We start from the raw sequence: 13,042 nt of genomic DNA on the forward strand, positions 1-13,042 counted from the left end.
CTCGCGTCCCTAACGCGCGCTGCCTCAAAAGGGGCAGGCGCCTTCGGTGACGACATCGTGAACCTTGATGGTTCCGTCCGAAATTCCGCTGACGGCCGCATCCGCAGCCGCTTTCATCTCGTCGGTGATGAGATCTTTGTTGTTGTCATCCAGAACCCAGTCCATTCCGCCTTCCGCTACACCCAGAACCTGGATGCCCGGCTGGAACTTTCCCTCCTGAGCGGACTGGAAACTGTCATATACGGCGTTGTCGACCCGCTTGCGGATCGATGTCAGAACCTTGCCCGGATGCAGGCCGTTCTGGTTGCTGTCGGTGCCTATTCCCAGAACATTCGCATCGGCAGCCGCTTGAAGCACACCAAGACCGGTCCCTCCAGCAGCCTGGATGACGACATCGGCACCGCGCCTGATCTGACCTCTTGCGAGCTCACCGCCTCGAACCGGATTGGCAAATGCGGCCGGCGTGTCCCCGGTCATGTTGAAGAAAACCTGGATTTCCGGATTGACTGCAAGCGCCCCTTGCTTGTAGCCGCACAGGAACCGGTGAATGATCGGAATGTCCATTCCGCCGACGAAGCCGATTGTTCCGCTCTCGGAAGCCATAGCAGCCAGCAGTCCGCCGATATAAGCGCCTTCATGTTCCTTGAAGACGTAAGACCGAACATTCGGCTGATCGACCACCATGTCGACGATCGCAAAATCCGTTTCCGGAAAATCCGGTGCGACCTGATTGAGCGCGTTGGCCTGATTAAAGCCGATCGCGACAACCGGCGTGTTGCCCCTGCTGGCAAAGTTTCGCAAGGCCTGCAGGCTCTGAGCGTCGCGTTCCAGCTCGAATTCTCGCACGACCTCACCGGTTTCATTCTGAAACCGCTTCACGCCCGAATAGGCGCTTTCGTTGAAGGATCCATCGAACTTGCCGCCGACGGAATAGACGATGGCCGGGTCGGCCCATGCGGCCGTGGCTGAGAGCACCGCAGCGAAAACTGCGGAAAAAACGGTTGAATTGAGACGGAACATCCGGTCCCCCGCATTGGTTAAGCGGTAGAAAACTCTTGAGAAAGAACCTCCGCGCGAATGCACGCGGAGGTCATCAGCAACTGCCTTAGTTCGGGCAGGACTGGTCGGCCATGTAATCGTGTACGACGATTTCACCGGAGATGATCTGCTGAGTCGCCTGCTCGACGGCTGCCTTCATCTCGTCATTGATGAGCTCGGCGTTGTTGTCGTCGAGCGCCCAATCAACACCACCCTCTTTCAGGCCAAGAACTTCGAAGCCGGAAGACCAGCTGTCATTCTCGGCGTCTTCAAATGCCTGGTAAACGGCGATGTCGACGCGCTTGAGCATGGAGGTCAGAACGGAACCCGGATGCAGAGCGTTCTGGTTGCTGTCCACGCCAATGCCGAGCTTGCCGGCGTCAGCTGCAGCCTGCAGCACACCAATGCCGGTGCCGCCTGCTGCGTGATAGACAACATCAGCGCCACGGTCGAACTGAGACTTGGCCAACTCACCGCCCTTGACCGGATCGTTCCATGCAGCACCGGTGGTGCCGGTCATGTTTTCGAAGATTTCAGCGTCCGGATTGGCTGCAACAACACCCTGCTTGTAGCCACAGGCGAATTTGCTGATCAGCGGAATGTCCATACCACCGACGAAGCCGACCTTGCCGGTTTCGGAGGCCATGGCCGCCAGCATGCCGACGATGTAGGAACCTTCATGCTCCTTGAAGAGGATGGAGCGGACGTTCGGCAGATCGACGACCATGTCAACGATGGCGAACTGGGTGTCCGGGAATTCCTTGGCGACCTTTTCGACAGCGTTTGCCTGGGAGAAGCCGATGGCGACGATCGGATTCATGCCGCGCTTTGCGAAATTGCGCAGAGCCTGCTCGCGCTGGCTGTCGTTCTGGATTTCGAAGTCGCGGTACTCGATGTTGTAGTCCTGCTTGAACTTTTCAGCACCGGAATAGGCTGCTTCGTTGAACGACTTGTCGAAGCGGCCGCCCAGATCGTAGAGCACAGCCGGCTTGATATCAGCCGCGGCGGCACCTGCAACGGTAACAGCCAGTCCGGCAAGCGCTGTGCCGATGGTTAGAAACTTTTTCACGTGTATGTCCTCCGACATGCGGGGGCCTGCCTAGTTGCCGACCCGTTTCCCCTCGTGACCCAGCCGCTTCATGCGGACTGTGCCAGCTGCAATCCGGCCCGTGAACTCAAAGCCCTCGCAAGGGTCTCATCCGCCACAAGGTCGGTAATGACACCGGTGCGCAGTGCGGCAAGCGTGGCATCCACCTTGCTTTCCCCACCCACCAGCGCAATCACACGGCTCCCGCGCACTTCATCGAAGTGCAGCCCAACGGCGCAATCGCCGAGGGGATCAGGTGCCAATTCGCCTTCAATCGTCAAAAAACGGCCCATCAAGTCGCTGACAGCGCCGCCCGACATCAAATCTTCCTGTTCCTGCTTGGAAATCATGCCACGTTGAACAAGGTGGCCTTCATTCTCGACCGAACCGATACCGACGAGAAAGGCATCCGACTGCCGTGCGCGCGCCATGAGATCCTGCACGCTCCGTTGTGTCAGAAACATCGCCTTTTCATCTTGATTTTCCGCAAAGTACGGAACCGGCAGATAATATCCGACCCCCCCGGTCCGCTCCTGCATCTTCTGAATAATGTCGTACGGGTTTGCAGCCAGCGTGCGTGTGAGCGATCCGCAGATCGACATGATTTCCAGGTCAGAGCGGGCAATCTTGGGCAAAGCCTCGACAGAAGCAGTGAGAGTGCGTCCCATCCCCACGCCAAGTCGCTTGACGTTGGCACCTGTCAGCAAACCGGTCAGAAATTGAGACGCGGACACCGCAACCGCCCGTAGGGCGCTTTCATCGTCGCCACCACCGAGATCCGGCGCAATGATGCAATTCTTCAGCTTGAAATTGTCGGCAAGTTCTTCTTCCAGCTCGAGGCATTCCTTCGGCCGTCCATCGACCTGAAACTTGACGTATCCAGCCTTCTGCGCATGAGCGATCAGGCGATGCACTTTTGCCGGCGATACGCCGAGCTGAGCAGCAATTTCGCCTTGTGTGCGGCCACCCACGAAGGACAGCCAGGCCGCCCTGATGGCCATATACGATGTCCAGTCGTCGTCGCGCGTTTGCATCCGCGTCCGAAGCCTTCCCCTGAAGCTGGCCTGGCAACAATCCGCCCCAGCCAACCTTGACCTGCCCCTGTCGGAGCTATTGTAATTAGCGACGCGGCTTGAATGACGCGCCGAAAAATTCTTCACCGAGTGAGAATTTCTTCAGATCATGACCAGCCGAAGAGCTCGCGTCAACTAAAAAAAGATCCAAAACCCGGGCAATTCGCTGCATTTCACGGCATATATTCACTGATTCTACCCGTTTTGCGCGTCGGAACTTTTTGCCTGGCAGTGCCGCAAATGTGACCTAGAGAGGAAAAAGTTGCCTAGTAATTCGGAAAATTATGCCTATTTGTGGAATATACGCACTCCGTGCGCATTTGATTTTGCCAGATAAACAAAATTCCGCTACGTTTGGCATGTAGCTTGCTAAGTAATTCGACAAGCTGAACCAAGGCATTCGCAGATGCCTCGGTAACTTTTACAAGGAACAGGAAGATCAAGAGATAAACAAAACAAAATAAAAAATTGGGGAGACGTGGCACGACGGCCGAAAGGCTGACTCAAGGAGAAAACCATGCGTCTCGACACAACAAAATTCTGTGCACTGACAGCATTCAAGGCGCTGTCACTCATGTTTGCGGCAATTCTGCTCGCTGCGCCGTCGGCGGCGCGGGACTACCGCCCGGCCCTGCTTGCATCCACACAATACACTTATGATCCGGCCAACGAGGTGGACGTTGAACTCGTTCTGGCCGTCGACATCTCCCAATCCATGGACACTGAGGAACAGGAAGTCCAGCGCGCCGGATACGTGGCGGCGCTGACCTCCCGTGAGTTTCTGGAAGCCATTCAGGTTGGCCCGATTGGCCGCGTAGCCGTCACCTATATGGAATGGGGCGGTGTCGACGAGCACTTTATCGTCGCCGACTGGACCGTGATCCGGGATGCCTCAACCGCGGCTCATTTTGCATCGAAAATCGCCGAAGCCCCGCTGCGTCAGGTGCAGCGCACCTCAATCGCCTCCGCGCTGGAAAAGTCGGTGCATCTTGTCCAGAACAACCAGTATATGGGTCTGCGGCAGGTGATCGACATTTCCGGAGACGGACCGAACAACCAGGGTGGGTCGGTGACTGAAATGCGCGACCGCATGATTGCTTCCGGCGTGACGATCAACGGCCTTCCCCTGATGATGAAATCGAACAAGAACACCTGGCAGGCCATGTTGAACCTCGACCATTATTACGAGGACTGCGTCATTGGTGGCCCGGGCTCCTTTGCCATTCCCGTGCGGTCGAAAGAGGGTTTTGCCGATGCCATCCGCATGAAGCTGGTGATGGAGATCGCCGGACTGCAGATACCGGACCCCGAGCCTTACTATCACACGGTTTCAGCGCGCGACCCGATCCGCTGCAACCTCTTCGACTGATCGGGCCACGTCTTCACATACCCTCCTCCTTGCCGCGTTCGGAATCAGAGCGCGGCTTTTTCTTTTTCTTTTGCGTCATGCGAATCGATTTAAATCCTTCTGCCGCCATATTGCGCTTAACCTTTGCGCTCTTCGATCTTTGCCGCTAAACACGTCTCCGCTGCGTGTTGCTTTGCAAAGAGGACCCTCAATGCCTGCCACTCCAACTCTTGCGCTTGTTGCGCATGACGCCAAAAAAGATGCCATGGTGGAATTCGCCAAACGTCATCGGGAAAAGCTGGCGGCGTTCAAACTGGTGGCAACCGGAACCACCGGAGGCCGTATCCAGGAAGCCTGTCCTGAACTGGAGATCACGCGGCTGAAAAGCGGTCCCCTGGGCGGTGACCAGCAAATCGGAGCCATGATCGCTGAGAGCCATCTTCAAGGCCTGCTCTTTTTCGTGGACCCGTTGTCCCCGATGCCACACGATGTTGACGTCAAGGCTCTGATGCGACTGGCGCTGGTCTATGACATGCCCATGGCGCTCAACCCTTCAACGGCCGATATCCTGTTGCGTTCCGCGCGCCTTCAAGGTCTCAAGACAACGTCCAACACTCCCGAGGTCGGCACAACTGCATCATGAGTTTTTCCGAAAATTCAAAAAACTTTGCGTATCCCGTTCTTGTCGCCGATATCGGCGGCACCAACGCCCGTTTTGCTCTGGTCGATCATGCCGACGCACCGACCCGCATGTGCGGCAAGACCGCCACTGCTGACCACTCAGACATTTCTTCCGCGGTTCGCGAAGTCGTGTTTCCGGAGACCGATACCAAACCGCGCACGGCGATCATCGCGGTCGCCGGCCCCGTCACCGGAGACATCATCCCGTTGACCAATGCCGCCTGGATCATCGAACCGCTCAAGATGATCGCGGACCTCGGACTTGAGGAAGTAATCGTTCTGAACGATTTCGAAGCTCAGGCCCTGGCGCTACCCGGCTATCGCGGGGAGGATATCGAACAGGTGGGAACCGGTGCCGTTCGTTCGGAAAGTGCCAAATTTGTCCTCGGTCCCGGAACCGGCCTCGGTGCTGCCGCAATGATTTATGCCGCGGACACCTGGATACCGGTGCCCGGCGAAGGTGGCCATGTCGAGCTCGGCCCTGTGGCCGACGAAGACTTCGAGATCTGGCCGCATATCGAACGGTTCGGTGGGCGTCTCGGCGCCGAGCAGCTCTTGAGCGGCACCGGCCTGCCGCGCCTTGCGCAGGCAGTCACCTTGTGGACCAACTCCGAACGGCAGTTCGAGACGCCCGCAAGCATCACTCAGGCAGCAGAAGACAACGATCCGGTGGCCGTCAAGACACTGGAAGTCTTTGCAAGATGCCTCGGAAGGGTGGCGGGCGATTTTGCCCTGACCGTCCTGGCGCGCGGTGGTGTCTACCTGACCGGCGGCGTTACTCCGCGGATCACGAGGTTCCTGACTTCCGGCGGCTTCCGGGCTGCATTTGAGGCCAAGGCGCCGCACGAAGCGCTGATGAGCAAGATCCCGACTTTCATCGTCCGTCACCCGGATCCGGCTCTCGAGGGACTGGCGTCCTTCGCCCGTGCACCGGGCGCGTTTGCGGTCGACATGAAAGGTCGTCAATGGACAGGCCCCGCGAAAGCCGGTGACAACTGACGCACATTCAGATGGCTCTTGAACCCGCCTTCCGATCACCGCTGCCAATAGACGACGTTCTGCCGATCCTCCTGCAAACGCTTGAGAGGCAAAGCAATGCGGTGCTTGTTGCTGAACCGGGTGCCGGTAAGACCACGCGAGTTCCACTCGCCCTGCTGCAAGCAGACTGGCGGCGAGACGGCAAGATCCTGGTGCTTGAACCCCGCCGCCTTGCGGCGAGAGCCGCTGCCAGACGCATGGCGAGTGAACTCGGCGAACGGCCGGGCGAGACGGTCGGCTACCGGGTTCGGATGGAAACCAAGGTCAGCGCGAAGACCCGTATCGAAGTTATTACCGAAGGCGTGTTCACACGGCTTATTCTGGATGATCCGGAGCTCTCCGGCGTTGCCGCCATTCTCTTTGACGAGTTTCACGAACGCTCGCTGGACGGGGATCTCGGACTGGCCCTTGCACTCGATGTGCAATCTGCTCTCAGGGAAGATCTGCGTCTCGTTCCAATGTCTGCGACGCTGGACGCGGCCGGAATTTCCAGTCTTCTGGGAAAGGCACCGGTTATCGAGAGCAAAGGTCGCAGTTTTCCGGTCGAAACCCGCTACCTGGGCCGAAATGCCAAGGACCGGATCGAGCCGCAAATAGTACGTGCAGTCAGACAGGCACTGACCGAAGAGACCGGGTCGCTTCTGGTTTTTCTGCCCGGACAGGGAGAAATCAAGCGTACCGCTGATCTGCTTTCCGGAAAGATCCCCTCTGATTGCCAAATCGCCCCGCTTTACGGCGGGCTGGATGCCAAGGCGCAGGACGCGGCAATCCGCCCAGCACCGGACGGCAACCGCAAGATCGTTCTGGCCAGCGCGATCGCGCAGACCTCGCTGACGATTGAAGGTGTCCGCGTGGTGATCGACAGCGGACTGGCACGCGTTCCAAAGTACGAACCGCAAACAGGACTTACCCGGCTTGAGACCGTGCGCGTTTCCAGAGCGACGGCAGATCAGCGACGGGGGCGTGCCGGCCGGACAGAACCCGGAGTGTGTTACCGGCTCTGGGACGAGGCACAGACCGTAGCCTTGCCCCGCGCCGAAGCTCCGGAAATTCTGGAGGCGGATCTTAGCGGTCTGGTCCTTGACCTTTCAGCATGGGGCACGCTGGACCCGGCGTCCCTGGCCTTTGCAGATGCGCCACCGAAAGCCGCCTGGTCGGAGGCGAAAACCCTGCTGCAGGACCTTCACGCGCTCGATCATTCGGGCCACCTCACCCGGGAGGGCAAGGCACTCGCGAAACTGCCCTTACATCCGCGACTTGCCCATATGCTGATTGAGGGAAACGAGAGAGGCTTGGGCCATACCGCTGCGCTCGTCGCGCTTTTGTTGTCGGAACCGGGACTTGGTGGCCGTGATCCTGACCTTCGGCATCGCCTGAAAAACCTCCGTCAGGACAAGGGACAGCGCGCCAAGGATGGCCGGGCCCTGGCCTTGCGATGGCTGAAACAGGCAGGTGGAAGTGGCGTTGACTTCGATGTCGAAAGCGCAGGAATGCTGCTGGCGCTGGCCTATCCGGACCGTGTTGCGCAGGCGCGCGGTCAGACCGGCCGGTTTCGCCTTGCAAACGGCAGAGGCGCGGAACTGGAGCGCGAACACGCTCTAGCCAGTGAACCTTTTCTGACCGTTGCCGATATCCAGGGCAAGGCTGCCAGCGGCCGCATTCAACTTTGCGCTCCTATCTCGCGGGAGGAGATCGAAGATCTGTTTTCAGCGGATATCGTGGAGGAAGACGAGGTTCAGCTGACGAGTGACGGCGCTCTGAAGGCACGCAGGGTCACCCGTTACAAGGCAGTTGAACTGCAATCAGTGACAATCAAATCCGCAGATCCCGCCGCAATTGAAAAGGCTCTGGTTACAGAGATACGGCGCCGTGGTGTCTCCCGCCTGCCCTGGAGCAAGGACCAGGAGCGCTTGCGCAGACGTGTGACTTACGCTCGGCAAAATGGCGCAGCAGACTTTCCTGATCTGTCCAACCAGGCGCTGACGGAAGATCTGGAAAGCTGGTTGCAGCCGTTTCTGGCCGGGTGCAGCAACTTGAGCTCTGTCGATGCCGCAGTGCTTGGCAACGCTCTGTCGGTTCTGATCCCTTATGATGCGGCAGCACGGCTCGATGAGCTCGCGCCGTCCCATTTTACCGCCCCGACCGGCAGCAGGGTTCCAATCGACTATGGGGCTGCTGCCGGACCAACCCTGTCAATCAGGGTGCAGGAGCTGTTTGGCCTCAAGGAACATCCAAGCGTGTGCGGTGGCAATCTTCCGCTCATTCTGGAACTGCTCTCTCCCGCACAGCGCCCGATCCAGATCACAAAGGACCTCCCCGGTTTCTGGGCAGGATCATGGGCAGACGTGAAGGCGGACATGAAGGGCCGCTATCCCAAGCATCCCTGGCCGGATGACCCTACAGAGGCTGAGGCGACGAGACGGGCAAAGCCGCGGGGCAAGTGACGCGCTCAACGGCGCCGTGCTTCAGCTTTAAGTCAGGTTGAAAACCGGAACGTTTCGTGATTTGAGATAAACCCATGATTGAATTCCTGGAAAAGTCACTCTATGCGAATCGCCCTGCTATTTGCTTTCTTCCTTTGGACGACGCCTTTGGCGGCTAGCAAATCCGAACTCATTAGCAAAGAAGACGCAAATTTAATTGCGTCGGAAATGCTTACGAGGATTGAAGCTCTCCAGACAGACCTGATTGATATCCAAAATGCGCCGAAAAATAACATTCATCCCGAGGAAGTGGCGAAAATTCGCAATGTGATAGATGAAATTCAAGCACCTTTTCGGCGCGCTTTAGATCGTGACTTGCAACTAGGGGCGACAAAGACCGCAAACCAAAAAAACACTTCGCAGCTAACAATGGTCGGCAAATGCTTTCAGGCCACTTCAGCCCTCTCGAAATTTGCTGCAGTTATTGCAGATACTGAATTGCGGTTCCGGAACCCGCCCCTTCTCTCTAGAACTTATCTTGAATATTTGAGCGCGCAGGAGGACTGCAGATACCAACTTGGCATGGAGCCACCTTCTCACTTGAAGACTCCAGCGCAAGTCTATCAAGCATACCTGGAACTGATGGAACGCACTCTGCTTGAAATGATGGAACTAGATGATCCAGCTTTTCTAACGGAAGCAAAATCGGACTTCGGAAAATGGGTCGTGCTGCGGGAACGGCTACTTTGGCGTCTGTACGCAGAACAACAATGGGAACTGTACAAGCTCTACGCAATTACGTCCCGTTCTGGTCCTTACTCTGAAAAATTTGAAGATACTATTCTTTCGCTTTGGCCATGCCAAACGATGCATGGATCTTATGGTCAACTGGTCGATAAGTACGCCCTACACTTGGTTGTCGGATACAATCAGTTGCTGAACAAACGATCACTTCGCCGTTTAGCCGGAAAATTTGCTGAGTGCGAGGCGGCTTTGGCCAACCAATGAGCAAGCAGGCCGCAATCTGACCGCCGGGCATCAACCCACACGAATTTGATGAGTTTGTGCCCGTAATCAATTGGTCATTTGCGGAGCTATCAATCCTCGGACGCTACCACCCGGTTCGCATCGCCGCCGGCGACGATGACAATCTGACGAAAGACCGGGGCGCTGACCTAGAAGCCTGAAGCGCTTTTCAATCGGGCAGGATCGTTGCCCTTCCCGGCGTGCGCGACCCCCATACATATGCGGTTATGGTATCTTCAAGGACACGCACATCCTGCCGGTCCAGAATTTGGCCCTGCAAATCGCTCGGACGCTCTGTCAGAGAAAATCAAGTTCACAAAGCCTTGTCTTGACCGTGTCATGACCCATGCGCAAGGGAACGGGAAACACTCAAGAGGACACGTGATGACTCGATTTCTGGCTGCCGGTATTGGCCTTCTCGGAACTCTGCTGACCCCGTTCGTACTGCATGCGCAGGACACGACACCAAACCAGACCAGCGATTGGCAAAATGTTCTGGACGAGGCGAAAGGACAAACCGTCTACTTCCATGCCTGGGGCGGGGAACCAAGGATCAATGCCTATATCCAGTGGGCCGCTCGTGAGATCGAACGCGATTACGGGGTCCGCGTTGTTCATGTGAAGGTCAGCGATACGGCAAGCGTCGTATCGCAGGTTCTGGCAGAGAAGTCCGTAGGCAAGCAAACGGGCGGTGCTGTGGACCTAATCTGGATCAATGGCGAAAACTTCGCCTCGATGAAGGAAAACGGTCTGCTCGCTGCTCCCGGCTGGGCTGAAACGCTTCCCAACTGGCAATATGTCGACGTGGAGAACAAACCGACGGTCACTGTCGACTTCACGGTTCCGACCGACGGCCAGGAAAGCCCCTGGGGAATGGCGAAACTGGTGTTCATGCATGACAGCGCCCGCCTGGAAACCCCTCCGGCAAGTCTTGAAGAGCTGCTCGACTTCGCCAAGGGCAATCCGGGCCGGTTCGCTTACCCGCAGCCACCGAATTTTTACGGCACGACCTTTCTGAAACAGGTTCTGGCCACCACCGTTGAGAACGAGGAACTGCTCTCCAAGCCTGTCGACAAAGCGGTCTTCGACGATGCGGTTGCACCGTTATTTGCCTATCTGGATGACCTGCACCCTTACCTCTGGCGCAAAGGACAGGCTTTTCCGAAGAATGCCGCAGACATGCGACAGCTGCTTGCGGATGGCGAACTGGACATTGCCTTCTCGTTCAATCCGGGCGATGCCTCCGGTGCCATTGCAAATGGCGAACTGCCGGAAACGGTGCGCACCTTTGTTCTGGACGGCGGCACTATCGGCAACACCCATTTCGTTGCCATTCCGTTCAACAGCTCCAACCAGGCCGGTGCAAAAGTCTATGCAGACTTTCTTCTGTCTCCCATGGCCCAGACGCGTAAGCAGGAACCCGAAGTGTGGGGCGATCCGACCGTTCTGAATGTGGCTGCCCTGCCATCCAACGAGAAAGCGCTGTTTGAAGCACTGGATCTCGGACCGGCAACTCTTTTGCCGGAAGAGCTGGGGCCGGTTCTGCCTGAACCCCACCCGAGCTGGGTCAGCGCACTCGAGGAGGCCTGGACCGAACGATACGGTACCGGGAGCGAGTGAGGCAGATTGCCGAAGGTGACCGGCAGACCGGATATCCCGACAGTCCTGGTAACGACGCTGCTTGCGGGGCCGGTTCTGGCCGGTCTCGCCGGCTCGCTACTGCCTGCTTTCGGTTATCTGCCGGCACTGGGATACGACACGTTTTCTCAAGCACCATTTCGCCAGCTTTTTTCAACCCCGGGTCTTGGCAAGTCAGTTCTGCTCAGCTTCGGCACCGGTCTTGCGGCGTCCGTTTTTTCGCTCGCCATCGTCCTTGTGTTCACTGCCGGTTGGTTTGGTACCCGGATCTTTCGCCAGTTGACCCGATTTCTGTCACCACTTTTGTCGATCCCTCACGCTGCGGCGTCAATCGGTCTTGCCTTTCTGATTGCTCCCTCCGGTTTTCTGGCCCGCCTGTTTTCGCCCTGGGCCACCGGATGGACTCGTCCTCCGGATTTTCTTGTTCTGAATGACCCCTACGGTCTCGCAATGACCTTCGGTCTCGTCGCCAAGGAAGTCCCGTTCCTGTTTCTGATGACGCTTGCGGCGCTGAACAGGCCTCACATTCAGGACTACTTCAAAGCAGGAGCCAGCCTCGGCTATGGCCGGATGGCGAGTTTCTTCAAAGTCGTATTGCCGCAGATTTATCCCTTGATCCGCCTGCCGATGCTTGCGGTCATTGCCTATTCAACGTCTGTCGTTGACGTCGCACAGATCCTGGGTCCAACCACACCACCTCCTCTCGCCCCAAGGTTGGTGGCCTGGATGAACGATCCGGACCTTTCCAAGCGACTGATGGCATCCGCCGGGGCCATTCTGCAACTGTCCGTGAGTGCTGCCGCGCTCCTGTTTTATCTCGTTCTGGAGCGCCTGTGCGCCGTTGCCCTGAAGCTTCGATACGCGAGCGGACACAGGCACAATCGGGAGAAGCTCGCCCGGAAATCAGGGCTGGCCGTCATGGTGGCAATCATATCAGCCATGGTTCTGGCCATTGCCGTACTCGGTCTCTGGGCCGTTGCAAAGTCCTGGTGGTTTCCGGCCCCCCTGCCGCAGCGCTGGAGTCTCGGCCGAATGTCGGATGCCATTTCCATGGGAACACCGGCTCTCACCGCAACGCTCGCAGTTGCAATCTTGGCCGCTCTTATGGCAACAGCCCTCACATTATGGTTGCTCGAAGCACGCAGCTTCCGAAATGTGAGAACAGGCCGCCGGTTGAACTTCCTGATCTTCCTGCCGCTGCTGGTTCCACAGGTCAGTTTTCTGTTCGGTCTGCAGGTTCTGTTTCTGATCGCAGGCCTGAGCGGAACCTTCTTGTCGGTGCTCTTTGCTCACCTGATTTTCGTGTTTCCCTATGCATTTCTCGCGCTGAGTGATCCTTGGAAGCGACTCGACCCGCGATTTGCCAAGGCTGCTGCCTCGATCGGGGCTTCTCGCATGAAGATTTTCTGGAAAATTCAAGCCCCGCTGCTTCTACGCCCGATCCTTGTGACTTTCGCGGTGGCTGTCGCGGTTTCCGTCGGTCAGTATCTACCTACGCTGATGATCGGTGCCGGCAGGATCGTCACGGTGACAACAGAGAGTGTTGCTCTGGCCAGCGGAGGCAACCGGCAAGTCGCAGCGCTTTATGCATTGCTGCAACTGATAATCCCGTTTGTTGTTTTCACCCTGGCAGCAATCGTACCCTCACTCCTTTTCCGGAACCGTTCCGCCATGCGGTTAGAAAGGTAAC

The 13,042-nt window shown here is 57.5% G+C and carries 10 protein-coding genes; 7 read left to right on the plus strand and 3 right to left on the minus strand.

The genetic code is table 11. From position 1 onward, the window contains the following. Positions 1-24: 24 nt before the first annotated feature. The 3 genes from ABLQ08_RS07125 to ABLQ08_RS07135 all read right to left on the minus strand — a co-directional run bounded on the left by ABLQ08_RS07125 (position 25) and on the right by ABLQ08_RS07135 (position 3,159). Positions 25-1,020 carry a BMP family lipoprotein gene (locus tag ABLQ08_RS07125; protein ID WP_352940425.1) on the minus strand — a complete coding sequence of 332 codons (996 nt, stop codon included), beginning with the start codon at positions 1,018-1,020 and terminating at the stop codon, positions 25-27. Positions 1,021-1,105: 85 nt separating this feature from the next. Further along, on the minus strand, positions 1,106-2,107 hold the full coding sequence (locus ABLQ08_RS07130) for a BMP family lipoprotein (RefSeq protein ID WP_352940426.1): 1,002 nt from the start codon (positions 2,105-2,107) through the stop codon (positions 1,106-1,108). Positions 2,108-2,175: 68 nt separating this feature from the next. Next, positions 2,176-3,159 (minus strand): sugar-binding transcriptional regulator, encoded by a 984-nt coding sequence (locus ABLQ08_RS07135; RefSeq protein ID WP_352940427.1) that lies wholly within the window; start codon positions 3,157-3,159, stop codon positions 2,176-2,178. 556 nt (positions 3,160-3,715) lie between these two features. On the opposite strand from ABLQ08_RS07135, the gene ABLQ08_RS07140 reads away from it, so the two are divergent. The 7 genes from ABLQ08_RS07140 to ABLQ08_RS07170 all read left to right on the plus strand — a co-directional run bounded on the left by ABLQ08_RS07140 (position 3,716) and on the right by ABLQ08_RS07170 (position 13,041). Then, positions 3,716-4,567, plus strand: a complete 852-nt coding sequence (locus tag ABLQ08_RS07140) for a DUF1194 domain-containing protein (protein ID WP_352940428.1) — start codon at positions 3,716-3,718, stop codon at positions 4,565-4,567. Between the two features lie 190 nt (positions 4,568-4,757). Further along, a complete protein-coding gene (locus ABLQ08_RS07145; protein WP_352940429.1) occupies positions 4,758-5,189 on the plus strand; it encodes a methylglyoxal synthase in 432 nt (143 codons plus the stop codon). Continuing rightward, positions 5,186-6,226 (plus strand): glucokinase, encoded by a 1,041-nt coding sequence (gene glk, locus ABLQ08_RS07150; protein WP_352940430.1) that lies wholly within the window; start codon positions 5,186-5,188, stop codon positions 6,224-6,226. Before ABLQ08_RS07145 ends, glk begins: the two co-directional genes overlap by 4 nt. An 11-nt stretch (positions 6,227-6,237) precedes the next feature. Next, positions 6,238-8,709: an ATP-dependent helicase HrpB gene (hrpB, locus tag ABLQ08_RS07155; protein ID WP_352940431.1), complete on the plus strand. Its 2,472-nt coding sequence runs from the start codon at positions 6,238-6,240 to the stop codon at positions 8,707-8,709. Between the two features lie 102 nt (positions 8,710-8,811). Further along, positions 8,812-9,696 (plus strand): hypothetical protein, encoded by an 885-nt coding sequence (locus ABLQ08_RS07160; RefSeq protein WP_352940432.1) that lies wholly within the window; start codon positions 8,812-8,814, stop codon positions 9,694-9,696. Between the two features lie 402 nt (positions 9,697-10,098). Then, positions 10,099-11,334 carry an ABC transporter substrate-binding protein gene (locus ABLQ08_RS07165; protein WP_352940433.1) on the plus strand — a complete coding sequence of 412 codons (1,236 nt, stop codon included), beginning with the start codon at positions 10,099-10,101 and terminating at the stop codon, positions 11,332-11,334. 15 nt (positions 11,335-11,349) lie between these two features. Further along, complete coding sequence (locus ABLQ08_RS07170; protein WP_352940525.1) at positions 11,350-13,041, plus strand: ABC transporter permease; 1,692 nt, start codon at positions 11,350-11,352, stop codon at positions 13,039-13,041. Position 13,042: the final 1 nt, after the last annotated feature.

Source organism: Roseibium sp. SCP14 (assembly GCF_040329475.1).
Classification (GTDB): Bacteria; Pseudomonadota; Alphaproteobacteria; order Rhizobiales; family Stappiaceae; genus Roseibium.